The sequence below is a fragment of the Azospirillum sp. A29 genome, from assembly GCF_042604625.1.
GTDB lineage: Bacteria > Pseudomonadota > Alphaproteobacteria > Azospirillales > Azospirillaceae > Azospirillum > Azospirillum palustre.
The window spans coordinates 364,566-389,561 of the sequence record NZ_CP170467.1 but is presented as its reverse complement, the minus strand read 5'-3'; the positions used below and the strand labels follow the sequence as shown (position 1 = coordinate 389,561).

23 protein-coding genes are annotated in these 24,996 nt (G+C 67.8%); 11 read left to right on the top strand and 12 right to left on the bottom strand.

Annotation, left to right across the window (positions count from 1 at the left end):
* The first annotated feature begins 4 nt into the window (after positions 1 to 4).
* Both pheA and hisC read left to right on the top strand, forming a co-directional pair.
* Positions 5 to 901 carry a chorismate mutase gene (gene pheA / locus ABNQ38_RS29820; RefSeq protein WP_098737531.1) on the top strand — a complete coding sequence of 299 codons (897 nt, stop codon included), beginning with the start codon at positions 5 to 7 and terminating at the stop codon, positions 899 to 901.
* Positions 902 to 1,052: 151 nt separating this feature from the next.
* The gene (gene hisC / locus ABNQ38_RS29815) at positions 1,053 to 2,144 is read left to right on the top strand and encodes a histidinol-phosphate transaminase (RefSeq protein ID WP_377810927.1); all 1,092 of its coding nucleotides are present in this window, start codon (positions 1,053 to 1,055) and stop codon (positions 2,142 to 2,144) included.
* Positions 2,145 to 2,206: 62 nt separating this feature from the next.
* Here the strand turns inward: hisC and ABNQ38_RS29810 are convergent, their stop codons facing one another.
* The 7 genes from ABNQ38_RS29810 to ABNQ38_RS29780 all read right to left on the bottom strand — a co-directional run bounded on the left by ABNQ38_RS29810 (position 2,207) and on the right by ABNQ38_RS29780 (position 9,418).
* Positions 2,207 to 3,487: an amidohydrolase family protein gene (locus ABNQ38_RS29810; protein ID WP_377810926.1), complete on the bottom strand. Its 1,281-nt coding sequence runs from the start codon at positions 3,485 to 3,487 to the stop codon at positions 2,207 to 2,209.
* A complete protein-coding gene (locus tag ABNQ38_RS29805) occupies positions 3,487 to 4,410 on the bottom strand; it encodes an ABC transporter permease (RefSeq protein ID WP_109449759.1) in 924 nt (307 codons plus the stop codon). Before ABNQ38_RS29805 ends, ABNQ38_RS29810 begins: the two co-directional genes overlap by 1 nt.
* 6 nt (positions 4,411 to 4,416) lie before the next feature.
* Complete coding sequence (locus tag ABNQ38_RS29800) at positions 4,417 to 5,466, bottom strand: ABC transporter permease (RefSeq protein ID WP_377810925.1); 1,050 nt, start codon at positions 5,464 to 5,466, stop codon at positions 4,417 to 4,419.
* The gene (locus ABNQ38_RS29795; protein WP_377810924.1) at positions 5,456 to 7,024 is read right to left on the bottom strand and encodes an ABC transporter ATP-binding protein; all 1,569 of its coding nucleotides are present in this window, start codon (positions 7,022 to 7,024) and stop codon (positions 5,456 to 5,458) included. Before ABNQ38_RS29795 ends, ABNQ38_RS29800 begins: the two co-directional genes overlap by 11 nt.
* Positions 7,025 to 7,041: 17 nt before the next feature.
* Positions 7,042 to 8,067, bottom strand: a complete 1,026-nt coding sequence (locus tag ABNQ38_RS29790) for a BMP family protein (protein ID WP_377810923.1) — start codon at positions 8,065 to 8,067, stop codon at positions 7,042 to 7,044.
* 287 nt (positions 8,068 to 8,354) lie between these two features.
* Complete coding sequence (locus ABNQ38_RS29785) at positions 8,355 to 8,534, bottom strand: DUF2256 domain-containing protein (protein ID WP_377810922.1); 180 nt, start codon at positions 8,532 to 8,534, stop codon at positions 8,355 to 8,357.
* Positions 8,531 to 9,418: an IclR family transcriptional regulator gene (locus ABNQ38_RS29780; protein WP_377810921.1), complete on the bottom strand. Its 888-nt coding sequence runs from the start codon at positions 9,416 to 9,418 to the stop codon at positions 8,531 to 8,533. The genes ABNQ38_RS29785 and ABNQ38_RS29780 overlap by 4 nt, the downstream gene beginning before the upstream one ends.
* Before the next feature lie 188 nt (positions 9,419 to 9,606).
* Between ABNQ38_RS29780 and ABNQ38_RS29775 the strand changes: the two genes are divergently transcribed.
* The 7 genes from ABNQ38_RS29775 to ABNQ38_RS29745 are packed head-to-tail and all read left to right on the top strand — an operon-like array spanning position 9,607 to position 16,342.
* Positions 9,607 to 10,701, top strand: a complete 1,095-nt coding sequence (locus ABNQ38_RS29775; protein ID WP_377810920.1) for an ABC transporter ATP-binding protein — start codon at positions 9,607 to 9,609, stop codon at positions 10,699 to 10,701.
* Positions 10,698 to 11,603 carry an ABC transporter permease gene (locus ABNQ38_RS29770; protein ID WP_377810919.1) on the top strand — a complete coding sequence of 302 codons (906 nt, stop codon included), beginning with the start codon at positions 10,698 to 10,700 and terminating at the stop codon, positions 11,601 to 11,603. The genes ABNQ38_RS29775 and ABNQ38_RS29770 overlap by 4 nt, the downstream gene beginning before the upstream one ends.
* Before the next feature lie 7 nt (positions 11,604 to 11,610).
* Positions 11,611 to 12,405 carry an ABC transporter permease gene (locus ABNQ38_RS29765; protein WP_109050149.1) on the top strand — a complete coding sequence of 265 codons (795 nt, stop codon included), beginning with the start codon at positions 11,611 to 11,613 and terminating at the stop codon, positions 12,403 to 12,405.
* Between the two features lie 40 nt (positions 12,406 to 12,445).
* Positions 12,446 to 12,736: a (2Fe-2S)-binding protein gene (locus ABNQ38_RS29760; RefSeq protein ID WP_377810918.1), complete on the top strand. Its 291-nt coding sequence runs from the start codon at positions 12,446 to 12,448 to the stop codon at positions 12,734 to 12,736.
* The gene (locus ABNQ38_RS29755; protein ID WP_377810917.1) at positions 12,733 to 14,118 is read left to right on the top strand and encodes an FAD-dependent oxidoreductase; all 1,386 of its coding nucleotides are present in this window, start codon (positions 12,733 to 12,735) and stop codon (positions 14,116 to 14,118) included. The genes ABNQ38_RS29760 and ABNQ38_RS29755 overlap by 4 nt, the downstream gene beginning before the upstream one ends.
* Positions 14,118 to 15,236, top strand: coding sequence for an NAD(P)/FAD-dependent oxidoreductase (locus ABNQ38_RS29750; protein WP_377810916.1), 1,119 nt, complete (start codon positions 14,118 to 14,120; stop codon positions 15,234 to 15,236). The genes ABNQ38_RS29755 and ABNQ38_RS29750 overlap by 1 nt, the downstream gene beginning before the upstream one ends.
* Positions 15,237 to 15,280: 44 nt before the next feature.
* Complete coding sequence (locus ABNQ38_RS29745; RefSeq protein WP_377810915.1) at positions 15,281 to 16,342, top strand: ABC transporter substrate-binding protein; 1,062 nt, start codon at positions 15,281 to 15,283, stop codon at positions 16,340 to 16,342.
* A gap of 78 nt (positions 16,343 to 16,420) precedes the next feature.
* Here ABNQ38_RS29745 and ABNQ38_RS29740 read toward each other — a convergent pair whose 3' ends face one another.
* On the bottom strand, positions 16,421 to 17,812 hold the full coding sequence (locus ABNQ38_RS29740) for a class II 3-deoxy-7-phosphoheptulonate synthase (protein ID WP_377810914.1): 1,392 nt from the start codon (positions 17,810 to 17,812) through the stop codon (positions 16,421 to 16,423).
* A 305-nt stretch (positions 17,813 to 18,117) separates the two neighbouring features.
* On the opposite strand from ABNQ38_RS29740, the gene ABNQ38_RS29735 reads away from it, so the two are divergent.
* Positions 18,118 to 19,482 carry an AmpG family muropeptide MFS transporter gene (locus tag ABNQ38_RS29735; protein WP_377810913.1) on the top strand — a complete coding sequence of 455 codons (1,365 nt, stop codon included), beginning with the start codon at positions 18,118 to 18,120 and terminating at the stop codon, positions 19,480 to 19,482.
* Positions 19,483 to 19,525: 43 nt separating this feature from the next.
* Here ABNQ38_RS29735 and ABNQ38_RS29730 read toward each other — a convergent pair whose 3' ends face one another.
* The 4 genes from ABNQ38_RS29730 to ABNQ38_RS29715 form a co-directional block, all read right to left on the bottom strand.
* Positions 19,526 to 20,428: a manganese catalase family protein gene (locus ABNQ38_RS29730; protein WP_377810912.1), complete on the bottom strand. Its 903-nt coding sequence runs from the start codon at positions 20,426 to 20,428 to the stop codon at positions 19,526 to 19,528.
* 277 nt (positions 20,429 to 20,705) lie between these two features.
* Positions 20,706 to 21,188, bottom strand: coding sequence for a hypothetical protein (locus ABNQ38_RS29725; RefSeq protein WP_377810911.1), 483 nt, complete (start codon positions 21,186 to 21,188; stop codon positions 20,706 to 20,708).
* Between the two features lie 185 nt (positions 21,189 to 21,373).
* The gene (gene gor, locus ABNQ38_RS29720) at positions 21,374 to 22,741 is read right to left on the bottom strand and encodes a glutathione-disulfide reductase (protein WP_377810910.1); all 1,368 of its coding nucleotides are present in this window, start codon (positions 22,739 to 22,741) and stop codon (positions 21,374 to 21,376) included.
* Positions 22,742 to 22,875: 134 nt separating this feature from the next.
* Positions 22,876 to 23,385 (bottom strand): flagellar basal body-associated FliL family protein, encoded by a 510-nt coding sequence (locus ABNQ38_RS29715; RefSeq protein ID WP_377810909.1) that lies wholly within the window; start codon positions 23,383 to 23,385, stop codon positions 22,876 to 22,878.
* A 406-nt stretch (positions 23,386 to 23,791) separates the two neighbouring features.
* Here ABNQ38_RS29715 and ABNQ38_RS29710 point away from each other — a divergent pair, with 406 nt between their 5' ends.
* Complete coding sequence (locus ABNQ38_RS29710; protein ID WP_377810908.1) at positions 23,792 to 24,985, top strand: nicotinate phosphoribosyltransferase; 1,194 nt, start codon at positions 23,792 to 23,794, stop codon at positions 24,983 to 24,985.
* The last annotated feature ends 11 nt before the right edge of the window (positions 24,986 to 24,996 follow it).

The following is a 24,996-nucleotide window of genomic DNA, read 5'->3' as shown; positions in this document are numbered from 1 at the left end:
ACCCATGGCTTCCGCCCGGACCCCGCTCGACGATTTGCGCCGCGAAATCGACCAGATCGACGACGCGATCCACGACCTGCTGATGCGCCGCGCCGCCGTGGTGGAACGCATCGGGGCGGCCAAGGGCAATGGCGCGGCTGAAACCGGCGCCCAGCCCGTCTTCCTCCGCCCGGCGCGCGAGGCGACGATCCTTCGGCGCCTGATGGCCCGCCATGCCGGCACCTTCCCCGCCCAGGTCGTCGTCCGCATCTGGCGGGAGATGATCACCGCCTTCACCCGCATGCAGGGCCCCTTCGCCGTCGCCGTCTATGCGCCGGAGGACCGCCGCGGGTTCTGGGACGTCGCCCGCGACCATTTCGGCGGCTTCGTGCCGATGACCGCCGTCAACACCCCCGCCGCCGCCCTGCGTGCCGTGTCGGAGGGGACGGCCACCGTCGCCGTGGTGCCCTATCCGGCCGAGGACGATTCGGATCCCTGGTGGCGCTTCCTGGTGTCGGCCGACGCCGGCCGGCCGCAGGTGGTGGCGCGTCTGCCCTTCGGTGGGCGCGGCAATGCCCGCGGCGAGAACCGCGACGCGCTCGCCATCGCCGCCGTCCCGCACGAGCCGACCGGCGACGACCGCACCCTGCTGAGCATCGAGATCGGCGGCGACCTCAGCCGCGGCCGTCTGAAGGATTCGCTGGAGGCCTGCGGCCTGCCGCCGGTCGGTTTCTGCACCTGGCATCCGGCCGGCCACGCCACCGGGATGAGCGGTGGCGGTCCGTCGGTCCATCTGGTCGAGATCGCCGACTTCGTCGGCCAGGGCGACCCGCGCCTCGCCAAGCTGCTGGAACGCTCGGGCGACATCCCGGTGCGGGTCAACGTCGTCGGCGGTTATGCCGTGCCGCTCGCTCTGGGCTGATGTGCGCGAATGAGGCGAGCCGCCGGGGCGGCTCCTGCCTTATCCTGCCGGCCCTCCGTGAAACGATGGAACAGTGCCGTCGGCACTGTTCCATCCTGTTCCACCCCATCCATGAACCGCCCATCCACCATCGTCGGAAGGTAAGCAGACCATGTCCCAGCCGAACGGCCCGCAGCCGCGTCCGGGGATCCTCGACATCGCCGCCTATGTCGGCGGCGAGCATCAGGGTCATATCCGCCTCGCCTCCAACGAAGGGGCGCTGGGGCCGAGCCCGAAGGCGATGGAGGCCTATGCGGCGGCGGCATCGACCCTGCACCGCTATCCGGACGGCGGCTCTGCGGCTCTGCGCGGCGCCATCGCCAAGCGCTTCAACCTGGATGCCGACCGCATCGTCTGCGGCGCCGGGTCGGACGAGATCATCAGCCTGCTGATCCGCTCCTATGCCGGACCGGGCGACGAGGTTCTGTATTCGCAGTACGGCTTCCTGATGTACCCGATCGGCGCCAAGTCGGTCGGCGCCACCCCGGTGACGGCGCCCGAGGACGGGCTGACCGCCAGCGTCGACAACCTGCTGGCCCGCGTCACCCCGCGCACCCGTCTGGTCTTCCTCGCCAACCCCAACAACCCGACCGGCACCTATCTGCCGGCGTCGGAGGTGGCGCGGCTCCATGCCGGCCTGCCGCCGGACGTCATCCTGGTCATCGACGCGGCCTATGCCGAATACATGAACAAGGACGACTACACCGCCGGCGAGGAGCTGGTGGAGCGGTTCCCCAACGTGGTGATGACCCGCACCTTCTCGAAGATCTTCGCGCTGGGCTCGCTGCGCATCGGCTGGTGCTACGGTCCGGCCGGGATCGTCGACGTGCTGAACCGGGTGCGCGGTCCCTTCAACGTGTCGAATGCCGCCCATGTCGCCGGCGTCGCCGCGGTGGAGGATGCCGAGTTCCTCGACCGCTCCCGCCGCCACAATGAACAGTGGCGCGAGTGGTTCTCCGCCACCGTGCGGGAGCTGGGCCTGACGGTTCACCCCAGCGTGACCAATTTCGTGCTGGTCGATTTCAAGGGACAGCCCGCCGGCAAGGACGACGCCGAGGCCGCCCGCCAGTTCCTGAAGGCCCGCGGCATCCTGGTCCGCCAGATGCCGTCCTACGGCCTGCCGAGCTGCCTGCGCGTGACCATCGGCACCGAGCAGGAAATGCGTGCGGTGGCCGACGCGCTGCGGGACTTTCTGAAGGCGTAACGGCTTCCCGACCATGAAAAGCCCGCCGGAACGGCTGTTCCGGCGGGCTTTTCATGTTTGCCTCACCCCCGCTTCAGCAGAAAATCGACCGTCTCCGGCCGGCCCGGCAGGTCGAGCTTCGCTTGCACCGGTTCGCAGCGGCTGACGATCCGGCCGCGGCGCAGCACGAACAGGCGGGCGGCGCGGGTGCGGATCGCTTCCACCGCGTTGCCGGCCTGGAGCACCACCAGATCGGCGTTGCAGCCGGGCTCCAGCCCGTAGCCGTCCAGATGCAGCAGCCTGGCCGGGTTGACCGTCACCGCGTCGAAGGCGGCCTTGATGCCGTCCTGGCCGGTCATCTGGCCGACATGCAGGCCCATCTGTGCCACCTCCAGCATGTCGCCGGAGCCCAGCGGATACCAGGGATCCATCACGCAGTCATGGCCGAAGGCGACCGTCAGCCCGGCGGCCATCAGCTCCGGCACGCGGGTCATGCCGCGGCGCTTGGGGTAGGTGTCGTGGCGACCCTGGAGGACGATGTTGATCAGCGGATTGGCGATGACTCCCAGCCGCGCCTCCGCCATCAGCGGGATCAGCTTAGAGACGTAGTAATTGTCCATCGAGTGCATGGAGGTCAGGTGTGACCCCGTCACCCGGCCGTGCAGGCCCAGCCGCTGCGTCTCATAGGCCAGCGTCTCGACATGGCGGGACAGCGGGTCGTCGCTCTCGTCGCAATGCATGTCGACCAGCAGTCCGCGCTCCGCCGCGATCTCGCAGAGCAGCCGGACGGAAGCGGCGCCATCGGCCATGGTCCGCTCGAAATGCGGGATGCCGCCGACCACGTCGACGCCCATGTCCAGCGCCCGGATAAACAACTCCTTGGCTCCGGCCGAGCGCAGGACGCCGTCCTGCGGGAAGGCGACCAGCTGCAAATTGAGATAGGGGGCGACGCGCTTCTTGACGTCCAGCAGCGCCTCGGTGGCCAGCAGGCGCGGATCGCAGATGTCGACATGGCTGCGGATCGCCAGCAGCCCGCGCCCGACCGCCCAGTCGCAGTAGGCGAGCGCCCGCTCGACGATCGCGTCCTGGGTCAGCTGCGGCTTCAGCTCGCCCCACAGCGCGATGCCCTCCAGCAGGGTGCCGCTCTGGTTCACCCGCGGCAGGCCGTAGCTGAGCGTGCTGTCCATGTGGAAATGGGCATCGACGAAGGGCGGGCTGACCAACCGGCCGCTGGCGTCGATCTCGGAGGCGGCCTCGCCGGCCAGATTGGCCTCGACCGCGGCGATTCTGCCGTCCTTGATGCCGATGTCGATGCCGCTGCGGCCATCCGGCAGGGTGGCGCGGCGCAGGATCAGGTCGAACATCAGCGTTCTCCTTTGCGGTACGGGATCATCAGGGCGCGCGGGTAGGAGGCCCGGCGGGCCACCAGCACCAGCGCCAGGATGCTCAGCAGATAAGGCATCATCAGGAACAGCTGGTAGGGCAGGACGCCGCCGCTCGCCTGCTGCAACCGCAGTTGCAGCGCGTCGAACACCGCGAACAGCAGGGCGCCGAGCAGGGCCTTGCCCGGCCGCCAGGAGGCGAAGACCACCAGTGCGATGCAGATCCAGCCGCGCCCGTTGACCATGTTGAAGAAGAAGGCGTTGAAGGCCGACAGGGTGAGGAAGGCGCCGGCCAGCGCCATGAGCGCGCTGCCCGCCACCACGGCGCCGATGCGGATGGCGGTGACGTTCAGCCCCTGCGCCTCGGCGGCGGCCGGATTCTCGCCGACCATCCGCACCGCCAGCCCGACCGGCGTGCGGTAGAGGACATAGGCGACGACCGCGACCAGCAGGAAGGCGAGGTAGGTCAGCGGCGTCTGGGCCAGGGCGCCCGGCAGGGCCAGCGGCTGGAACGGCTCGACGGTCGGCGGGGTGCTGGCCTGCGGCAGAACGAGGCGATAGACGAAATAGGACAGGCTGGTGCCCAGCAGGGTCACGCCGATGCCGGTCACATGCTGCGACAGGCCGAGCGGCACGGTCAGCGCCGCATGCAGCAGGCCGAGCAGCGCGCCGCAGGCAGCGGCGGCCAGCACGCCGGTCCACAGATCGGCCCCCTGATAGACCGCCATCCAGCCGGCCATGGCGCCCAGCGTCATGATGCCTTCGATGCCGAGATTCAGCACGCCGGCCCGCTCGCACACCAGCTCGCCCAGCGTGCCCAGCACATAGGGGGTGGCGATGCGCAGAACCGCGGTCCAGAAGGCGGCCGACAGCAGGATGTCGAGGATGGTCGACAGGAAATCCATAACCACTTACCCCCGCCGCAGCCGGTAGCGCGCCAGCAGCCCGGCGACCAGCATGCAGAGCAGGCTAGTGGCGACCAGGACATCGGCGATGTAGTTGGGAACCGGCATGGCCCGGCTCATGGCGTCGGCGCCGACGAAGATGCCGGCGATGAACAGCGCTGCCCCGACCACGCCGATGGGGTGCAGCTGCGCCAGCATGGCGACGACGATGCCGCTGTAGCCGAAGCCCGGCGACAGGTCGAGTGTCAGGTAGCCTTTCAGCCCGCAGACCTCCGCCGCACCGGCCAGCCCAGCGAGCCCGCCCGACAGCAAGGCGGTGCGCAGCATCACCCGCGTCACCGGCATGCCGGCGAAGGCGGCGGCGCGCGGGTTGGCGCCGACCGCGCGGTTCTCGTAGCCCCAGATGGTGCGGGTGTCGACCAGCCACAGCAGCACCGACAGGCCGAGCGCGATGGCGAGCCCGGCATGCAGGCGGGTGCGCGCCACCAGCTTGGGCAGCTCCGCCGCCTCGATCACGGGGGCCGACTGCGGCCATCCCATGCCCATCGGGTCCTTCAAGGCTCCTTCCAGCAGCAGCGACACCAGCAGCAGCACGACGAAGTTCAGCAGCAGGGTGGTCACCACCTCATCGACGCCGAAGCGGACCTTCAGCACGGCGGGGCCGAGCAGGGTAACGCCGCCCGCCGCCATGCCGGCGATCATCACCAGCGGGATCAGCGCCCAGGCCGGCAGGTCGAGCATGCCGCCGCCGACCACCACGGCGGCCAGCGCGCCCATGTAGAGCTGCCCCTCCGCCCCGATGTTCCACAGCTTGGCGCGGAAGGCGACGGCGGCGGCCAGCCCGGTCAGGATCAGCGGGGTGGCGCGGGTCAGCGTCTCGGTCAGGGCGAAGCGCGAGCCGACGGCGCCCTCGAACAGCAGGCCATAGGCGCGCAGCACCGGGGCGCCGGTCCAGGCGACCAGCAGGGCGCAGAGCGCCAGCGCCGCGACCACGGCGCCCACCGGCGCCAGCAGCCGCAGGGCGAGCGGGGTATCGGTGCGCGGTTCAAGCCGCATCTACAGTCTCCGGCAGAATATCGCGCAAGACGTCCCAATGCCCGGCCATCAGCAGGCCGAGCTGGCTGACCGACACCCGGTCATGCGGCAGAAGCGGGGTGAGGCGGCCGTGATAGGCGACGGTGACGCAATCGGCCAGCGCCAGGATCTCGTCCAGATCCTCCGAGATCAGCAGGACGCCGGCCCCGGCGGCGCGGGCGTCGAGCAGCCGGCTGTGGACGTAGGACACCGCGCCGATGTCGAGTCCGCGCGTCGGCTGGCTCGCCAGGATCAGGTCCGGCCCATGGGCCAGCGTGCGGCCGAGGATCAGCTTCTGCATGTTGCCGCCCGACAGCAGCTGCGTGCGGGCATCGGGACCGGGGCAGCGGACGTCGAACTCCTCGATCACCTCGCGGGCGTAGGCCCGTGCCGCCCCGCGCCGCAGCACCCCGAAGCGGGAGAAGGATGAGTCGTGATAGCGCTCGGCGATCAGGTTCTCCCACACCGCCATGGCGCCGACCAGACCGGCGCTGTGCCGGTCCTCCGGGATGCGGGCGACGCCGCGCCGGACCATTTCCGCGGGGTCGCCATGCTCAACGACACTGCCCTTCAAGGACAGCCGGCCGGAGTCAGGACGGATCAGGCCGCTGACCAGCTCGGCCAGCGCGGTCTGGCCGTTGCCGGACACGCCGGCGATGCCGACCACCTGATGGCGGCGCACCGTCAGATCGACTCCGTCCAGCAGCGAACGGCCATGGCCGGACGCCACCGTGACGCCCGCCAGTTCCAGCACAGGCTCGCCGGGAGAGAGCGGGGCGGGGGCAGGCGGCTTGACGCTGCGGCCGACCATCAGCTCGGCCAGCTTCGCCCGGTCGGTGGAGGCGGTGGCGTGGGTGGCGACCAGCTTGCCGGCGCGCAGAACGGCGACGGTGTCGCTGGCGGCGAACACCTCGTTCATCTTGTGGCTGATGAAGACGACGGCGAGCCCGTCGGCGGTCAGCCGGCGCAGCGTTTCGAACAGCCCGGCCGATTCCTGCGGCGTCAGCACCGCGGTCGGCTCGTCCAGGATCAGGATGCGGGCGTCGCGGTAGAGCGCCTTGAGGATCTCCGCCCGCTGGCGTTCGCCGACCGACAGGTCACCGACCAGCGCGTCCGGCCGCACCTCCAGCCCGAAGCGCTGGGACAGATCGAGCAGACGGCGGCGGGCGGCGCCCCGGTCGGAGCGCCAGCGCCACAGCGATTCGGTGCCGACGGCGATGTTGTCCAGCACCGACAGATTGTCCGCCAGCGTGAAATGCTGGTGGACCATGCCGATGCCGGCCTCCAGCGCCGCGCGTGGCGATCCCGGCGGCAGCGGACGGCCGAACGCCTCGATGGTCCCCTCGTCGGCGACGTAATGGCCGAAGAGGATGTTCATCAGGGTGGTCTTGCCGGCGCCGTTCTCGCCAAGCAGGGCCAGCACCTCGCCGGCGCGGAGCGTCAGCGAGATGCCGTCGTTGGCGAGCAACGGGCCGAACCGCTTGGAGATGCCGGCGAGCCGGAGGACGACCTCCGGCCCGCCTATCACGGGGGATGACATTGCGGATACGCCGGGCGTCACATCGTCGACTTCGGCTCGGCGTCGTTGACCTTCACGGTGAACTTGCCGTCGCGGATCTGCTGCTCGCGTTCCTTCACCTTCGCCTTGACGGCGTCGGGGACCTTCGCCTCGAAGGTGCCGAGCGGCGCCAGGCTGGAACCCTTGTGCGCCATCATGCTGTAAGGGCCGTAATCCTCGGCCTTGTAGCTGCCGGCCTTCACCGCGGCGATGGCGCGCTCCACCGACGGCTCCATGTGCCAGAGCGCGCTGGCGACGACGGTGTCGGGATACTGCGGCTGGGTGTCGATGACGTTGCCGATGGCGAGCACCTTGCGCTCCTTGGCCGCGTCGGACACGCCGAAGCGCTCGGCGTACATCACGTCGGCGCCGCGGTCGATCATGGCGAAGGCGGCTTCCTTGGCCTTCGGCGGATCGAACCAGGAGCCGATGAAGCTGACCGAGAACTTGACCTGCGGGTTGACCTCCTTGGCGCCTTCCATGAAGGCGTTCATCAGGCGGTTGACCTCGGGGATCGGGTAGCCGCCGACCATGCCGATGACGTTCGACTTGGTCATGCCGCCGGCAACCATGCCGGAGAGATAGGCCGGCTCCTGGATGTAGTTGTCGAAGACCGAGAAGTTCGGCTCCTGCGGCTTGAAGCTGGAGCCCATGACGAAGGCGGTCTTCGGATAGTCCTTGGCGACGGCGCGGGCGGCGCGCTCCACCCCGAACACCTCGCCGAAGACCAGCTGCTGGCCAGCCTCGGCATACTGGCGCATCACGCGCTCATAATCGGTGTTGGCGACCGACTCGGCCCAGACATACTCGATGTCGCCGCGGTCGGCGGCTGCCTTCAGCGCGACATGGATGCGGCTGACCCACTGCTGCTCGATCGGCACGGTGTAGATGCCGGCGACCTTCACCTTGCCTTGTGCGAATGCCGGCAGGGAGCCGCCGGCTACCGCCGCGAAGGCCACTGCGGCGACGCCGCACAGCACCGCACGGCGCGTCATGCCCCCGGCCGCCTTCCCAAAGACGTTCATCGCCCGATCCCCCATCCCCCGAACCGACATCGTGAGTCCCCTTCGTCGCTGAGTATCGTTGGTCGCGTATCGTTGGCCGCCGTCGCCGGCGGCAGTATGGCCGAGCCGCCAAGCTCATGAATACTCGGGAATGTGCCCGTAAATCCATGGACCCGTGCGGCCGCAATTTCGAATGCAACGGAAATGCCATCCGCCGGGAGCGCTGCCCATCTCGCAGGCAGAAACCTCCGGCTGTTCAGAATGCTGGCATGTGATTGAATAAAGGGCAATTCTTCCTGACGATCCGGTCAGGATCGCGTCACGTCGCCCTCCCGCTTCCCCTTGCCCTTGCGGGCGTCGCCGCGGCAGCGGTCGGAGCAGTATTTCACCTCGTCCCACACCCGCTCCCATTTCTTCCGCCAAGTGAAAGGGCGGTTGCAGACCGGGCAGGTCTTGGCCGGCAGGTCGGCCTTCTTCACGCCCTTCATGCCGGGCCGCCCCCCAGAATCGCGGCGGGACGGCGCAGGACGGGGTCGAAGGGGTTCAGCTGACGGCTGATCGCGGTGGATTCGCGTTTCAGGATGTCGACCACCACCGGCAGCCGTTCCTCGTTCAGCCGCTCGCTGATCGTGCCGACGCTGAGCGCCGCCACGGCATAGCCGTCGCGGTCCAGCACTGGAACCGCCACGCCCGACATGCCCGGCAGCAGGCCGGTGGACCGGCTGGCATAGCCGAGATCGCGCACCCGCGCGATCTCCGTGCGCAGATAGACTTCGTCGATGATGCCAACGCCCTGCATGCGCGGAAGATTGAAGCGGATGACCTCCTCGCGCTCCTCAGCATGGAGGAAGGCCATGATGGCGAGGCTGCCTTGGCCGACGCCGAGCGTCACCCGGCCACCGATGTCGCCGGTGAAGGAGCGGATGGGGAAGGGGCCTTCGCTGCGGTCCAGGCACACCGCGTCGAAGCCGCTGCGCACCAGCAGGAAGATGGTGTCGCGCAGAGTCGCCGACAGGCGCAGCAGGATCGGCCGGCAGATGTCGCGCAGGTTGTTCGGATTGCCGGCTTGCGCCGCCAGCCCGAACAGGTCGATGCCCAGCCGGTAGCGCTTGGTCGCCTTGTCCGCTTCCGCCATCCCCTCTTCGACCAAGATCTTCAGCAGGCGGTGGACGGTCGGCGGGGTGAGGTCGAGCGCGCGAGAGATGTCTGTCAGCCGGGCCCCCGCCTCGTTGGAGGACGCCAGCAGGCGCAGGATCGCCAGCCCGCGCTGCAAGCTGGACTTGCTGCCCGCCTCGTCGGTGCCGGCATTTTCTGGGCCGGCGCTCTCGACACCCGCACTCCCTTTTGCCCTGCGGCGGAGGTCGGCGCTCATGTTGGGCTCCGTTCTGAAAATCGGTGATGTTGGCTGCCCCATCTATTCCGTATATCGGAAGCTTTTGCAAAATCTTTTCTGTTGGTGGAAAAAGCGGATTGACGCGACCGGGGGTGCGGCGGAACCATCGGGCAACAGGTGAGGCCCGGAGACCGAGGCCAATTGTCGCAAGAGGGAGAATTCCCCCCGTGTCGTTCCTCGAATTGAAAAACATCACCAAGCGTTACGGCCCGATGACCGCGGTCGGCGACGTCTCGCTGTCGGTGGAGAAGGGCGAGTTCGTTTCCCTGCTTGGGCCTTCGGGCTGCGGCAAGACCACGACCCTTCAGATGATCGCCGGTTTCGTCGAACCGTCGGCCGGCACCATCCGGCTGGACGGACGCGACATCACGCGGGCCAAGGCGAACAGCCGCGGGCTGGGCATCGTGTTCCAGAGCTACGCGCTGTTCCCGCACATGACCGTGTTCGACAATGTCAGCTTCGGCCTGGAGATGCAGCGTGTGCCCAAGGGCGAGCGCAAGCCGCGGGTGGAAGAGGCGCTGTCGCTGGTCCACCTCTCGCCCTATGCCAAGCGCTACCCGCGCGAGCTGTCGGGCGGCCAGCGGCAGCGCGTGGCGCTTGCCCGCGCGCTTGTCATCCGCCCGCCGGTCCTGCTGCTGGACGAGCCGCTGTCGAACCTGGACGCCAAGCTGCGCGAGGCGATGCAGTTCGAACTGCGCGAGATTCAGCGCAAGGTCGGCACCACCACGGTCATGGTCACTCACGATCAGGCGGAAGCCTTCTCGATCAGCGACCGCGTCGTGGTGATGGAGGCCGGGCGCATCACTCAGATCGACCAGCCCTACCGCATCTACGAGCATCCGGAGACGGAGTTCATCTCCCGCTTCGTCGGCAAGACCAACCTGCTGCCGGGCAAGGTCGTCACCGCGACCGGTGCCGGCGCCACGGTGTCGCTGGCGGACATCGCCGTGCCGGTGGAAACCGCCGGCCTGTCGGTGGGCGAGACGGTGACCCTGTGCATCCGGCCGGAGAAGCTGCACCTGACCGCGCCGTCGGGCGGGCTGCTGACCGGCCGTGTCGCCGACCGCTTCTTCCTGGGCAGCCAGTGGCTCTATCACATCGACGGGCCGCTCGGCACGCTGATGGTGGTGACGCCAAACGACGGCTCCACCCCGGCGGAGCAGGGCGCCCCGGTCGGGCTGGAATGGTCGCCGTCGGTCGTGCGCGTCCATCGCGGCGCCATGGCGGAGGCGCCGGACGTGGCCCTTGAGGTGACGGGATGAGCACCACCCTTCCCGACACCGCCCCGGCCGCACCGGGCGGGGAGACGCCGGAACGGCGCTTTCCCACCGCTCCGCTGTTCCTGTCGGGGCCGGCTGCACTGCTGTTCGCGGCGCTGGTGCTGACCCCGCTGTTCCTGACGGCGCTCCTGTCCTTCAACCAGTTCGACTATGCGACCGGGCGCACCGGCGGCTTCACGCTGGAGCATTATCTGGCGGTGGTGACCGACGAATATTATCTGGAAATCTTCCTGCGCACCTTCCGGATCTCGGCGCTAGCGACCGCCATCTGTGTGGTGATCGGCGTGCCGGAAGCCTACATCCTCAGCCGAATGAGCAACCCATGGCGGTCGATCTTCCTGCTGGTGATCCTGGCGCCCCTGCTGGTGTCTGTCGTCGTCCGCGCCTTCGGCTGGAGCATGCTGCTGGGGCCGGAAGGGCCGGTCAACGGGGCGCTGATCGCGCTCGGCATCGGCCGGATGAAGCTGCTCTACAGCGAGGGCACGGTGGTCGTGGCGCTGGTCCACGTCATGCTGCCCTTCATGGTCATCCCGGTCTGGACCTCCTTGCAGAAGCTCGACCCGGCGGTGGAGCAGGCAGCACTCTCCTTCGGCGCCTCGCGCGCCACGGCCATCGTCCGCGTGGTGGCGCCGCAGATCCTGCCCGGCATCCTGTCGGGAAGCCTGATCGTCTTCGGCCTCAGCGCCAGCGCCTTCGCCATCCCCGGACTGCTCGGCGGGCGGCGGCTGAAGATGGTCGCGACCGTGGTCTACGACCAGTATCTGAGCGACCTGAACTGGCCGATGGGGGCGGCGGTCGCCGTCATCCTGCTCGCCGCCAACCTGATCATCATGCTGACCTACCACCGCATGGTGGAAGGCCACTACCGCCGCCGGCTGGGGTGAAGACGCCATGACCCGCAACGGACCCGTCGCCCTGTTCTTCCACGCATTGGTCGTCATCTTCATGCTGGCGCCGCTGGTGATCGTCTGCCTCGTCGCCTTCACACCGGAAAACACGCTGTCGCTGCCGACCAGGGGCTTTTCGCTGCGCTGGTTCGAGGCGGTGTTCCATCATCCGGACTTCGTCCAGTCCTTCTGGAACAGCCTTTGGCTCGCCGTGCTGTCGGCGACGCTGGCGGTGGCGCTGGCGGTTCCCGCTTCGCTCGCCATCACGCGATATGAATTTCCCGGCCGCGGCTTCCTCAATGCGCTGTTCCTGTCGCCGCTGATCATCCCGCATCTGGTGCTGGGCGTCGCCATGCTGCGGCTGTTCGCCGTCGTCGGCGCCGCGGGTAGCTTCGGCTGGCTGGTGGCGGCGCACATGGTGATCGTCACGCCCTATGTGATGCGCCTGCTGATCGCAGCCATCTCCGGCTTCGACCGCAGCGTGGAACAGGCGGCCTTCTCGCTGGGTGCCAGCGAGGCCACCGTGTTCCGCCGCGTCACTTTGCCGATGATCCTGCCCGGCGTCACCGGCGGCTGGCTGATCGCCTTCATCAACAGCTTCGACGAACTCACCATGTCCATCTTCATCACCTCGCCGTCCACGGTGACGCTGCCGGTGCGGATGTACATGTACGCCACAGAATCCATCGATCCGATGATGGCGGCGGTTTCGGCGCTGATCATCGGCATCACCGCGGTCGCCGTGCTTCTGCTCGACCGTGTCTATGGGTTGGACCGCATCCTGGTCGGCCAGCACTGAGCGTCTGCTCCGGCCGTCCTCTCTTCGGAGACCAGTCATCATGGCTTTGCTGCAGCGTGTGGCCGAACAGGGCCGGCGCGTGGTCCGCTTCACCCTCGACGGGCGTCCGGTGGAGGCGCTCGAGGGCGACACCATCCTGACGGCCATGCTCACCAACGGCGACCGGCTGCGCCGGACGGAATTCGCCGACACCCCGCGCGCCGGCTTCTGCATGATGGGCGCCTGCCAGGATTGCTGGGTGCGGACGGAGGAAGGCGAGCGGCTGCGTGCCTGCGGCACCTTCATCGCCGACGGCATGCGCCTTGTGAGCGGCGGGGAGTGGAATTCGTGAGCGAGGTTCTCCCTCCCGTCATCGTCGGTGCAGGTCCTGCCGGCATCCGTGCAGCGGAACGGCTGGTCGCCGCTGGCCTGCGTCCGGTGGTGGTGGACGAGGCGGCGCGCTGGGGCGGTCAAATCTACCGCCAGCCTCCCGATGGCGGTTTTACCCGGCCGAAAAGCGCGCTTTACGGGTTCGAGGCCGGCAAGGCCGACGCGGTCCACCGCGCCATGGCGGCGATCCGCGACCGGGTCGACTACCGTCCGCGCACGCTGGTGTGGAACTGCGAGGCCGGGGCGCTCGACCTGCTGAGCGACGGGGCGAGCGACACCTTGCCCTTCAGCCATCTGATCCTGGCGACAGGCGCCACCGACCGCGTGCTGCCCTTCCCCGGCTGGACATTGCCCGGCGTCTTCACGCTCGGCGGGTCGCAGGTGGCGCTGAAGTTCCAGGGCTGCGCCGTCGGTCGGCGGGTGGCCTTCCTCGGCACCGGGCCGCTGCTCTATCTGGTCGCCTACCAGTATCTGAAGGCCGGCGTCGAGGTGGCGGGGGTATTCGACACCACGCCCTTCGCCGCCCAGGCCCGTGCCACCGCCGGCATGCTGCGCGACCCGGCGACGTTGGCGAAGGGGCTGCTGTTCGTCGGCTGGCTGCGCGCCCATGGCGTGCCGATCCACAACGGCGTCCGCCCTGTGAGAGCGGACGGTACGGAGCGGGTCGACGCGCTGGTCTGGCGCGATGCGAAAGGGCAGGAGCGGCGCACCAGCTGCGACGCCGTCGCCTTCGGGCTGGGCCTGCGGTCGGAGACGCAACTGGCCGACCTCGCCGGTTGCCGCTTCCGCTTCGACGAGGCCGACCGGGCCTGGCTGCCGGAGTGGGACGGGGCAGGGCGCAGCTCGGTTTCCGGCGTCTATCTCGCCGGCGACGGAAGCGGCATCTCCGGTGCCGATGCGGCGGAATTGGCGGGGGAGCGCGCGGCGCTGGCCCTGCTGGAGGATCTGGGCCGGCCGGTGGATACCGCGCGGCTCAAGGAATTGGACGGTCGGCTCGCCCGCATCGCCGCCTTCCGCCGCAGCCTGTCGGCCGCCTTTCCCTTCCCGGCGGACTGGGCCGACGCGATTGCCGACGACACGATGATCTGCCGCTGCGAAGGTATCACCGCCGGTGCGGTGCGCGAGGTCGCCCGCAGCGGACAGGCCCGCGAGATGAACCGCGCCAAGGCGCTGACCCGCGCCGGCATGGGCCGCTGCCAGGGCCGCATGTGCAGCGCCACCACGGCGGAGCTGCTGTCGCGTACGCTCGGCACCGGCCCCGACGGGGTCGGGCGCCTGCGGGCGCAACCGCCGATCAAGCCGCTGCCGGTCTCCGCCGGTGCCGAGCGGCGGGAGGTCGCGTGATGCGGGAACGGATCGAGTGCGATGTCGCCATCGTCGGCGGCGGGATCGTCGGCGGGTCGGCGGCGCTGTTCCTGCGGCAGGCCGGCCTGTCGGTGACGCTGCTGGAGCGCGACTGGTGCGGCGCCAAGGCGAGCGGAGTCAATTTCGGCGGTGTGCGCCGGCAGGGCCGCCCGCTGGAGCAGTTGCCGCTGTCGCAGCGTGCCCATGCCATCTGGGGCCGGCTGCCGGAACTGTTGGGCACCGATGCCGAATACATCCGCTCCGGCCATCTGAAGCTGGCGCGCAGCGAACCCGATCTTGCGTCCCTGATCGCTTACCGCGAGCGCACCCAGGGCTTCGGCCTGGGGCTGGAGATCGTCACTGGCGAGGAGTTCCGCCGGCGCTGGCCGGCGCTTGGCGACCGGGCCATCGGCGGATCGCTCTGCCCGGAGGACGGCCACGCCAACCCGCGCCTCGTCTCCCCCGCCTTCGCCCGTGCGGCGGCCAGGCTGGGCGCGGTGGTGCGCGAACAGACGCCGGTCGACCGGGTGGAGAAGGATGGCGACCGCTTCGTTCTGCTCAGCGGTGACGCCCTGGAGGTACGTGCCCGCTTCCTGCTGAACACCGCCGGTGCCTGGTCCTGGCGGGTGGCGGAAGCCTTCGGCGAGCCGGTGCCGCTGGAGCCGCTCCATCCCAACATGGCGGTGACGGAGCCGCTGCCCCGCTTCCTCGACGTCAACATCGGGGTCGAGGGCGGCGGCGTCTATGGCCGGCAGGTGCCGCGCGGCAACATGGTGGTCGGCGGCGGGCGCGGCTTCGCGCTGGACGCCGACCGCGCCCGGCCGCAGCGAGACGCCGTGCTGACCCTGATGCGCGACGCGGCGGAGCTGTTTCCCCAACTGCGCCATGCCCACGTCATCCGCTGCTGGACCGGGGTGGAGGGCTATACGCCCGACCGCAACCCGATAATCGGACCCAGCCGCACCACGCCCGGCCTGTTCCATGCCTTCGGCTTCTCCGGCGCCGGGTTCCAGATCGGCCCCGGCGTCGGCCAGACGTTGGCCGAACTGGTCACCGGGGGCGAGACGCCGATGCCGCTGGAGCCCTTCCGCATCGACCGCTTCACACCGACCGCCTAAGATCCCATCCCAGTCTTCTCCCCTTGGCCCATTGGAGGACGTGCATGCCCACCTTGCGTTCCCTGTCGCTCACCGGTCTCGCCACGGTTGCCATCACGGCCGCCGCCGCGCTCTCCACCCCCGCCGCCGCCCAGACCAAGACGGTCTACATCGGCATGAACGGCGGCACGATGGAAAAGACCTACACCGAGAACGTCTTCCCCGCCTTCGAGAAGGCGACCGGCATCAAGGTGGTGGTGGTTCCCGGCACCTCGTCCGACATCCTGGCCAAGCTGCAGGCCCAGAAGGACAATCCGCAGATGCACGTCGTCTTCCTAGACGACGGGCTGATGTATCGCGCCATCGGCATGGGCCTGTGCCAGAAGATGGACAGCTCGCCGGTGTTGAACGACGTTTACCAGTCCGCGCGCCTGAAGGGCGACATGGCGGTCGGCGTCAACATGGGCATGACCGGCCTCGCCTATAACAAGGCGATGTTCGACGAGAAGGGCTGGGCGCCGCCGACCAGCTGGATGGATCTGGCCGATCCCAAGTACAAGGGCAAGATCGTCGTCCAGTCGGCTGCCAGCAGCTCCTTCGGCCTGCACGCCTTCCTGATGTACAACCGCATCAAGGGCGGCACCGAGGGCAACGTCGATCCGGGCTTCACCACCTGGCGCAAGACCATCGGCCCGAACGTGCTGGAGTACATCCCCAGCTCCGCCAAGATCGCCGAGATGGTGCAGACCAACGAGGCGGCCATCTTCCCGCTGACCCCGACCGGCGTCGGCAGCCTGAAGGCCAAGGGCATTCCGGTGGAATACGCCCAGCCCAAGGAAGGCTCGGTCGTGCTGATGGTCGGCGAATGCGTCGTTGCCAAGAACCCGGACAACGAGGCCGCGCAGAAGCTGGCCGCCTATCTGCTGGGGCCGGAGGCGCAGCTCGCCGCCCTGCAATACGGCGCGCAGATCCCGTCGAACACCAAGGTCACCCCGCCGGCCGATGTCGCCGACGAGATGAACAAGTTCCAAGGCTACATGAAGAACGCCGTCACGGTGGACTGGGACGTCATCAACGAGAAGCGCCCGGACTGGAACCAGCGCTGGAACAAGGAAATCGAACGGTAATGCAGGCAATAACCGGGGCATGAAAAAGGGGGCGGAAACGCCCCCTTTTCTTTTGGCCGGAGTCGTTCGCCGGATACCTTACTCCGCCGCCACCGCGGCGCGGCGCCGGGCCTCGCGGGACTGGCGGCCTTCCTTCAGCTTTTCCGACAGCAGGAACGCCAGTTCCAGCGACTGGCTGGCGTTCAGGCGCGGATCGCAGGCGGTGTGGTAGCGCAGAGCCAGATTGTGATCGGTGATCGCCTGGGCGCCGCCCGTGCACTCCGTCACGTCCTGGCCGGTCAGCTCGAAATGCACGCCGCCGGCATGGGTGCCTTCGGCCTGATGCACCTCGAAGAAGCCTCTAGCCTCGGCCAGCACCCGCTCGACGGGGCGGGTCTTGTAGCCGGTGGTCGACTTGATCGTGTTGCCGTGCATCGGGTCGCAGGACCACACCACCGTGCGGCCTTCGCGCTGGACCTTGCGCAGCAGTGGCGGGAACTTCTCCGCCACCTTGTCGGAACCCATGCGCACGATCAGCGTCAGGCGCCCGGCCTCGTTGGTCGGGTTCAGGATGTCGATCAGGCGGATCAGCTCGTCCGGGTCGGTGGTCGGGCCGCATTTCAGGCCAATGGGGTTCTTCACCCCGCGCAGGAATTCGACATGGGCGCCGTCGGGCTGGCGGGTGCGGTCGCCGATCCACAGCATGTGGGCCGACACGTCGTACCAGTCGCCGGTGGTGCTGTCGACGCGGGTCAGCGCCTGCTCGAACGGCAGCAGCAGCGCCTCGTGGCTGGTGAAGAAATCGGTCTCGCGGATCTGCGGGGTCGTCTCGGCGGTGATGCCGCAGGCGGCCATGAAGGCCAGCGTCTCGTCGAGGCGGGTGGCCAGCTCCTGGAAATGCTCCCCGGCCGGCGACTTCTCGACGAAGCTCAGCGTCCACTGATGGACCTTGTGCAGGTCGGCATAGCCGCCCTGGGCGAAGGCACGCAGCAGGTTCAGCGTCGCGGCGGCCTGGGTGTAGGCCTGCATCATGCGCTCCGGATCGGGAACGCGGGCATCGCTGGTGAAGTCGAAGCCGTTGACGATGTCGCCGCGGTAGGACGGCAGCTCCACCCCGTCAATGGCCTCCATGTCGGCCGAGCGCGGCTTGGCGAACTGGCCGGCCATGCGGCCCACCTTGATGACCGGGATCGAGGCGCCGAAGGTCAGCACCACGGCCATCTGCAGCAGGACGCGGAAGGTGTCGCGGATGTTGTTGGGATGGAACTCGGCGAAGCTCTCGGCGCAGTCGCCGCCCTGCAACAGGAAGGCCTGGCCGGCGGCGGCCTCGGCCAGCTTGGCCTTCAGCCGGCGGGCCTCGCCGGCAAAGACGAGCGGCGGATAGGAGGACAGGCGCTGCTCGACCGCCTCGACCTTGGACAGGTCGGGATAAGTCGGCAACTGCTTCGCCGGTTTCGTCCTCCAACTGGCGGGTGTCCAACGCTCGACCATGACGCGCCTGCTCTTCCTTGACGATTGCGGAACGGGGGCCGGGCGGGCGGCGAACGACCGGCGGCGAACCCCGTGTGAGGTACTCTATAGCGCGACTCGCGGAAACTTTTCCATAGTTTCGGCTCCCTTGCCGGCAATGCTGTGCCGCGGGCATAGGCCGCCTGCCACCGTGGGTGATTTCAGATGAAAGGAAATTCGCGTTGGACCCTCGCGCTCTTGCCCGATGAGCAGGGGCCGCTGGCGGCGGATGCCCGCGGCCTTTATACATCGGGGGCGATGGACCATCCCCTAGAGGAGCCTTCCCGGTGAAACCGACATCCTGGCGGACAACGCGCCTGTCCTCCTGGGGGCAGGCCCTGGCGGTCTACCGTGACCCGCGTGTGCTGGCGATCCTGTTCCTCGGTTTCTCCGAAGGACTGCCGCTGGCGCTGACCGGCGCCACGCTGAATGTCTGGCTGACCGAGCAGGGCGTCAGCCGGACCAACATCGGTCTGTTCGCGCTGGTCACCATGCCCTATGCGCTGAAATTCCTGTGGGCGCCGCTGATCGACCGGCTGCGCCTGCCGGTGATGACGCGGCTGTTCGGGCGGCGGCGCGGCTGGGCGTTGACGGCGCAGGCGGCGCTGATCGCGGCACTGCTGGGGCTCGGGACCACCGATCCGGGGCAGGATCTATGGTGGACCGCCATGTGCGCGGTGCTGGTCGCCTTCTGTTCCGCCAGCCAGGACATCGTGGTCGATGCCTATCGTGTCGAGGTGCTGGATGAAAACCGACAGGCCGCCGGTGCGGCGGTGCTGGTGCTGGGCTATCGCTTCGGCATGATGGCGGCGGGGGCGGGCGCCCTCTACATCGCCGAGTTCCATGGCTGGCGCACGGCCTACGAGGTGATGGCCGGGCTGGTTCTGGTCGGCATGGCGACCGTCCTGCTGTGCCGCGAACCGAAGGAGCCGCCGCCGAACGCCCGCGAAAAACTGATCGCCGAATGGCTGGGCCACCGGCCGCATCTGTCGGGCCGCAGCGCCGTGCTTCTCGCCTGGATCTACGGTGCGGTGGTGGCGCCCTTCGCCCAGTTCATGGAGCGGCGCGGCTGGTTGGTCGTCCTGGCCTTCATCGCCAGCTACAAGCTGGGGGAGGTGCTGGCCGGCCAGATGTCCTCGACCTTCTACATCAGCCTCGGCTTCACCAAGGTGGAGATCGCCAACGTCAGCAAGCTGTTCGGTCTGTGGGCGACCATCGCCGGCGGCCTGTTGGGCGGCCTGCTGGTGGGAAAGGTCGGCGTGCTGCGCGGCCTGATGATCGGCGGTATCCTGCAGATGGTGTCGAACTTCGGCTACGTCGTCCTGGCCTGGAGCGGCAACGACGTGTCGATGCTGGCGGTCACCGTGGCGGTGGAGAATGTCTGCGCCGGCATCGCGACCTCGGCCTTCGTCGCCTACCTGTCCAGCCTGTGCAACGTCGCCTACACGGCGACGCAATATGCGCTACTGTCCAGCCTGTACAAGCTGGGCGGCGACCTGTTCGGCGCCTCGTCGGGCTGGCTGGCGGAGCGGATGGACTGGGTCAGCTTCTTCCTGCTATCGATGGCCGGCGCCATTCCGGCCCTGTGCCTGCTGATCTGGCTGATGGGCCTGCACAGGCGCGAGGAAGAGGCCGCCGTCCCCGCCCAGTGACGGGGACGGCAATGCCCGAGGAGCCGGTTATCAGCCCCTGCCATTAACCCCCTGTGGTGCTCTTGGTCTTGCCGGCGCCCGGTCCGGCGCCCAGGTCGGCGCCGGTCAGCGGATCGGAGTCGGGCTTCGACATGGTGCGGGCGGCCACGGCATTGACCGCCGCCAGTTCCGAGGCGGCGAGCTTGACCGTCGGGTTGCCGTCGCCGCCGTTGACCGGGGCGTCGCCCATCTTGACGTCCACGAACTCCCACTGGGCGCCCTGGTTCCAGGGGCCGCGCATGTCGCCCTCGCCCTGGCTGGTGTTGTAATACTTGTCGGTGTATTCCGGCTTGCCCGGCAGCTTGCCCGGCGGGAAGTTGTTGTCGATGGCGTACAGCGCCTTCTCGAAGCTCTTCTGGTGGGCGATCTCGCGGGTCATCAGGAAGCCCAGCGCGTCCTTTACGCCCGGATCGTCGGTGACGTTGATCAGGCGCTCGTAGATGATCTTCGCACGCGCTTCCGCCGCGACGTTGGAGCGCAGATCGGCCGTCGGTTCGCCGATGCTGTCGATGTAGCCGCCGGTCCACAGCTGCCCGGCCGAATTCACCAGGGCCGGACCGCCGCCATACAGCAGCGACAGGGTGTGGCTGCCATTGCCCTGGGTGATGTTGGCGTACAGGTCGGCGGTCGCCTCCGCCCCCTCGGCCAGCTTGCCCTTGGCGCCCTTGGTCAGCATCGCCACGATGGAACCGATGATTTCGAGGTGGCTCAATTCTTCGGTCGCGATGTCGATCAGCAGGTCCTTGCGGCCCGGATCCTCATCGGCCAGACCCTGGGTGAAATAGCGCATGGCCGCGGCCAGCTCGCCCTGCGGGCCGCCGAACTGTTCAAGCATCAGGCTGGCGAGCACCGGATTCGGCTCGGACACGCGAACCGTGTACATGAGCTTTTTGTTGTGCATGAACATGCGAGGAATTCCTCCTGGGTCAGATGGCCCGCCTTGCAGGGGCCGCGGATCGGTGCGACCGGGTCCGGACCGGATCGCTTCATGTCCTCAACCCAGGATTTTTAGAAGCGTTCCAGGAAGAATGCCTGTTTCGGAGTGCTATGCCGGATGGATCACAATGGCGACGGGAACGATTGCCTTCCGTATAGACGGTAGTTCTGGAACAAAGGCGCCCACCCGGTTTTTCACATCCGGGTGGGCGCCTTTGCCGAAGAGTACCATTGAGTGCCGGGGAGGCTTACTGAGCCTGGGCGCGGCAGGCTTCCAGGGCCGAGATCGCCTTGCGGGTGTCGTCGAGGTAATAGGTGTAGGCGTAATCGTCGCCCTTGCCGTCGATCTCCATGTAAAGCTCGCGGCCGTTCATCAGGGCATCGATCGCCTTGGAGGTCGCCGGGATGCCGACGACGGCCATCGTCTTGTCGATGGCGGCGCCCGGAACCTTGTCGCTCCACTTCTTATCGACCGACAGGGAGATCGAGAGATCTTCCTTCTCCTTCAGCTTCCAGGCGGAATCGCCGAAGATCAGAACCATCGCCTGACCCTTGTTGGTATAGGCCAGGGCAATGGTGGCGGTGTCCTTCGAATCGGTCTTCCACTCCTGCGTGATGGCGCAGTCCTTGTCGATCTTGACGTCCCAGACGCCGATCTTGGTCTGAGCATGAGCCACGCCGACCGAGGCGAACGCCGCAACGCAGGCAGCCGCTGCAAAAATTCCACGCATGTTTGGAGCCATTCCCTGGGAAAATTGTTCGTACCACCATGGTAGGTACCACAATCGGCCAAGGTCCAGGGATATCCGGTCCTTATTGGCATGCAACTGGGCCATGAGCGGAAGATTCCGCTCATGGCCCCTGTTAGGCCCCTATTGCGGACGGCCCGTCGCCGCCTTGCGGTGGGGCTGCCCGTTCAGATCTTCTTTTCCGGCTCCGCCTTTTCGCGCATCAGCACAAATTCCTCCGCGGTGGAGGGATGGAGGGCGATGGTACGGTCGAAATCGCGCTTGGTGGCACCGCAGTTCATCGCGATTGCCAGGGCCTGCATCATCTCGGGCGCGTCCATGCCCATCATGTGGCAGCCCAGCACGCGCTGGCTTTCACCGTCCACCACCAGCTTCATCAGCACCCGCTCGTCCCGGCCGGACAGGGTGTGCTTCATCGGGCGGAAGCCGGCCTTGTAGATGTCGACCTTCGGATAGTTCGCCCGCGCCTGCATCTCGGTCAGGCCGACGGTGCCCAGCGGCGGCAGGGAGAACACGCCGGTCGGCACATTGTCGTAGCCGATGTGCATCGGGTTGTCGTTGAACAGCGTCTCGGCCAGCGCGCGTCCCTCGGCGATGGCGATGGGGGTCAGCGCCATGCGGTCGGTGACGTCGCCGATGGCGTAGATGTTGTCGACGGAGGTGCGCGACCACTCGTCGACCGGGATCGCGCCGGCCTCGTTCAGGGCGATGCCGACCTCTTCCAGACCAAGATTCTTGGTGTTCGGCCGGCGGCCAGTGGCGGCCATCACCAGACCGGCGGAATGCTCGCGGCCCATATGGTCGGTCAGGGTATAGCCGCCGGTACCCTTTTCCAGCTTCGCCGGTTTGCAGCGCGAGATGATATTGATGCCGCGCTTGCGCATTTCCTGCGCCAGGGCGACGCGGATGTCGTCGTCGAAGCCGTTCAGCAGATCGTCGCCGCGGATCATCAGCGTCACTTCGGCGCCCAGACCGCGGAAGATGCTGGCGAACTCCACCGCGATGTAGCCGCCGCCGACGATCAGGACGGAATGGGGAAGCGTTTCCAGATGCAGCGCCTCGTTGGAGGTCACGGCATGCTCCATCCCCTCCACCTGCGGCAGCGTCGGCCAGCCGCCGGTGGCGATCAGGATGTTGCGGGCGGTGTAGCGCTTGCCGTCGACCTCCACGGTATGGCGGTCGACGATCCGGCCGAACCCCTCATACAGGGTGACGCCGGAGTTCTTGAGCATATTGATGTAAATGCCGTTCAGCCGGTCGATCTCGCTGTCCTTGCGCGCGATCAGCGTTTCCCAGTCGAAGGACGGCATGGGCGCGCTCCAGCCATAGCCGGCGGAGTCCTCGAAACCGTCGCGGAACTGGGCGGCGTAGACCAGCAGCTTCTTCGGCACGCAGCCGCGGATCACGCAGGTGCCGCCGACGCGGCTGCCCTCGCAGATCGCCACCTTGGCGCCATAGGACGCAGCGCGCCGGCTGGCGGCAACGCCGCCGGACCCTGCTCCGATGGTGAAGAGGTCGAAATCGAACTCGGCCACGGCCGTCTCCTTCCGCAACTGGACCCTGATCCTACAAACAATTCCCCCGAACGGCTTTATTGCGAACGGTCGGGAGCCTGTTCACTGTGGACCGGCAGCATATGGGGAGGTGCGGGGCGTTGGGAAGCGCGCCCTCAGCGCAGCAGCATGTCCTGGATCAGGACTTGTCGAAGCTTCAGCGGGCGCATGGTCTTGTTGGCGACGTAGCGCAGCGCGTCCTTGATATAGACCTGCCCGTCGGCCCCGCGCAGTTCGGCCGGATCGACCTCCAGCAGGCGGCGGCCCATGGCGTCGGCGATGCGCGGCAGGTGGGGTGTCACCGCTTCCATCGGGGTTGCCGGATCGAATTCCAGCACGGCGCGCAGCCGCAATTCCTGCAGGCGGCGGCCGTCGTTCAGCGTGACGGTCAAGGTGGGCAAGGCGGCATAGACGGCCGGTGAAACCTCGACCCGTGCCGGGGGATGGGCGCCCTGGGCAGGTGCCGGACGCAGCAGCAGCGCGCCGCCGACCCCGGTGCCGGCAAAGGCAAGCATCAACCCCAGCAAAGCCAGGACGATCCGGTTCCCGGTGCCATCGAAGGAGGGCAGGCCGTTTCGATTGGCTTCGGCAAACTCCGTTTCCGCGGACATTGCTGTCTTGCTCATTCCGCTCTGCCTGGATGTTGCCGATGAACCGGTGTTTGCAACGTTAAAAGCGCGGAAGTGGTAGGTCAAATAAAGGTATTTTATTGGATTTTTCCTTTGATTGTCGATGCGTGGGTGACATTGGACTGCGGGCTTATGAAGTATTTTTTACCGGCATTCGATGTATTCCGTGATGGCGACATTCTGATTTCCCGCGGAAAACGCAACGCAGCCATCCGCGGCGGGCCGACCGGACGGGAAGCCTCTTCCCCCGTCCGGCCGGGACGTATAATGCTGGGATTCCAACACAACCGGCCGGCTGCCCTGTCCGAGGGGCCGGGCCATCGACGACGAAGCACTGAACACCATGCGCAGACCGATGCGTGGACTCATGTGCAGACTGGGGCGAAAGGCGAGGGTGACGGGTATGAGCGACACCGACAACCGTTCAGCTGGCAACCATGCGGCCGGCAGCCGGAAGGCCGGACAGGGGCCGACGGCTCTTCTCCCGTCCTCCGCCGCGGTTCCCGACTGGACGGACACCTATTTCCGCCGCACCAAGGAAGCGGTGGGCAAGTTCGGGGACAAGATCGTGACCTACGCCATCTTCATGCGGCGTCCCGTGGTCTGTGCCCCGCGCCTTGCGGTGGAGTGGCTGGAGTCGGTGGCGCGCGAACGCAACACCAGCTTCCAGATCGAGCTGAACTACCCCGAAGGCAAATGGGTCGGCGCCGGCGAGCCGATCATGTACATCACCGGCTCCTTCTACCATCTGGTCGATTGCGAGACGATCCTGCTGCAGAAGCTGGGTCCGGCCAGCGTCGCCGCCTACAACGCCTTCACCATGTGCGCCGACCTGCCGAAGGTCGCCTTCCTCGCCATGGATGCCCGCCACTGCGCCGGGACGGAGATGGCGGAGATGATGGCCTATGCCGCCTCCGTCGGGTCGGACCGCGCCAAGCGCAAGGTCGGCGCCAAGGGCTTCATCGGCAACGCCACCGACGCCACCGCCCCCTATTTCGGTCAGGAGAAGGGCATGGGCACCATGCCGCACGCCCTGATCGGCTATGCCGGATCGACCGTGCGCGCGGCGGAGATGTTCCACGAGACCTTCCCCGACCTGGGCCTGACCGTCCTGGTCGATTATTTCGGCCGCGAGATCACCGACGGGCTGGAGGTCTGCCGCCGCTTCCCGCAGCTGGCCGCCCAGGGCAAGCTGTCGCTGCGGCTCGACACCCCGGGCGGCCGTTTCGTCGAGGGGCTGGACCCGCCCGGCTCCTACGCCGTGCTGGAGCGCCATGCGCCGCACGCCATCCGCGGCTACCGCGACGAAACGCAGCTGCGCTACCTGATCGGCACCGGCGTGTCGGCGGCGGCGATCCATTACGTTCGCGAAAGGCTGGACGATGCCGGTTTCCCGGCGGTGAAGATCGTCGCCAGCAGCGGCTTCGGCCCGGCCAAGTGCCGGCTGATGGCGGAAGCCAACGCACCGGTGGACATCATCGGCACCGGCAGCTATCTGCCTGAACGCTGGACCGAGACCTACGCGACCGCCGACATCATTGAGTATGACGGCGAGCGCCGCGTGAAGGTCGGCCGCGAGTTCCTGTTCCGGCGGTAACATCCCGACCG

Bases quoted from the DNA above. Each gene is read 5' to 3' on its own strand.
- ABNQ38_RS29800 (WP_377810925.1), bottom strand. From the start codon at position 5,466: ATGCGGCTTGAACCGCGCACCGATACCCCGCTCGCCCTGCGGCTGCTG.
- ABNQ38_RS29725 (WP_377810911.1), bottom strand. From the start codon at position 21,188: ATGCGTGGAATTTTTGCAGCGGCTGCCTGCGTTGCGGCGTTCGCCTCG.
- ABNQ38_RS29715 (WP_377810909.1), bottom strand. From the start codon at position 23,385: ATGAGCAAGACAGCAATGTCCGCGGAAACGGAGTTTGCCGAAGCCAAT.
- ABNQ38_RS29740 (WP_377810914.1), bottom strand. From the start codon at position 17,812: ATGGTCGAGCGTTGGACACCCGCCAGTTGGAGGACGAAACCGGCGAAG.
- ABNQ38_RS29780 (WP_377810921.1), bottom strand. From the start codon at position 9,418: ATGAGCGCCGACCTCCGCCGCAGGGCAAAAGGGAGTGCGGGTGTCGAG.
- ABNQ38_RS29730 (WP_377810912.1), bottom strand. From the start codon at position 20,428: ATGTTCATGCACAACAAAAAGCTCATGTACACGGTTCGCGTGTCCGAG.
- ABNQ38_RS29745 (WP_377810915.1), top strand. From the start codon at position 15,281: ATGCCCACCTTGCGTTCCCTGTCGCTCACCGGTCTCGCCACGGTTGCC.
- ABNQ38_RS29785 (WP_377810922.1), bottom strand. From the start codon at position 8,534: ATGAAGGGCGTGAAGAAGGCCGACCTGCCGGCCAAGACCTGCCCGGTC.
- pheA (WP_098737531.1), top strand. From the start codon at position 5: ATGGCTTCCGCCCGGACCCCGCTCGACGATTTGCGCCGCGAAATCGAC.
- ABNQ38_RS29765 (WP_109050149.1), top strand. From the start codon at position 11,611: ATGACCCGCAACGGACCCGTCGCCCTGTTCTTCCACGCATTGGTCGTC.
- ABNQ38_RS29790 (WP_377810923.1), bottom strand. From the start codon at position 8,067: ATGAACGTCTTTGGGAAGGCGGCCGGGGGCATGACGCGCCGTGCGGTG.
- ABNQ38_RS29810 (WP_377810926.1), bottom strand. From the start codon at position 3,487: ATGTTCGACCTGATCCTGCGCCGCGCCACCCTGCCGGATGGCCGCAGC.
- ABNQ38_RS29795 (WP_377810924.1), bottom strand. From the start codon at position 7,024: ATGTCATCCCCCGTGATAGGCGGGCCGGAGGTCGTCCTCCGGCTCGCC.
- hisC (WP_377810927.1), top strand. From the start codon at position 1,053: ATGTCCCAGCCGAACGGCCCGCAGCCGCGTCCGGGGATCCTCGACATC.
- ABNQ38_RS29750 (WP_377810916.1), top strand. From the start codon at position 14,118: ATGCGGGAACGGATCGAGTGCGATGTCGCCATCGTCGGCGGCGGGATC.
- ABNQ38_RS29770 (WP_377810919.1), top strand. From the start codon at position 10,698: ATGAGCACCACCCTTCCCGACACCGCCCCGGCCGCACCGGGCGGGGAG.
- ABNQ38_RS29760 (WP_377810918.1), top strand. From the start codon at position 12,446: ATGGCTTTGCTGCAGCGTGTGGCCGAACAGGGCCGGCGCGTGGTCCGC.
- ABNQ38_RS29805 (WP_109449759.1), bottom strand. From the start codon at position 4,410: ATGGATTTCCTGTCGACCATCCTCGACATCCTGCTGTCGGCCGCCTTC.
- ABNQ38_RS29710 (WP_377810908.1), top strand. From the start codon at position 23,792: ATGAGCGACACCGACAACCGTTCAGCTGGCAACCATGCGGCCGGCAGC.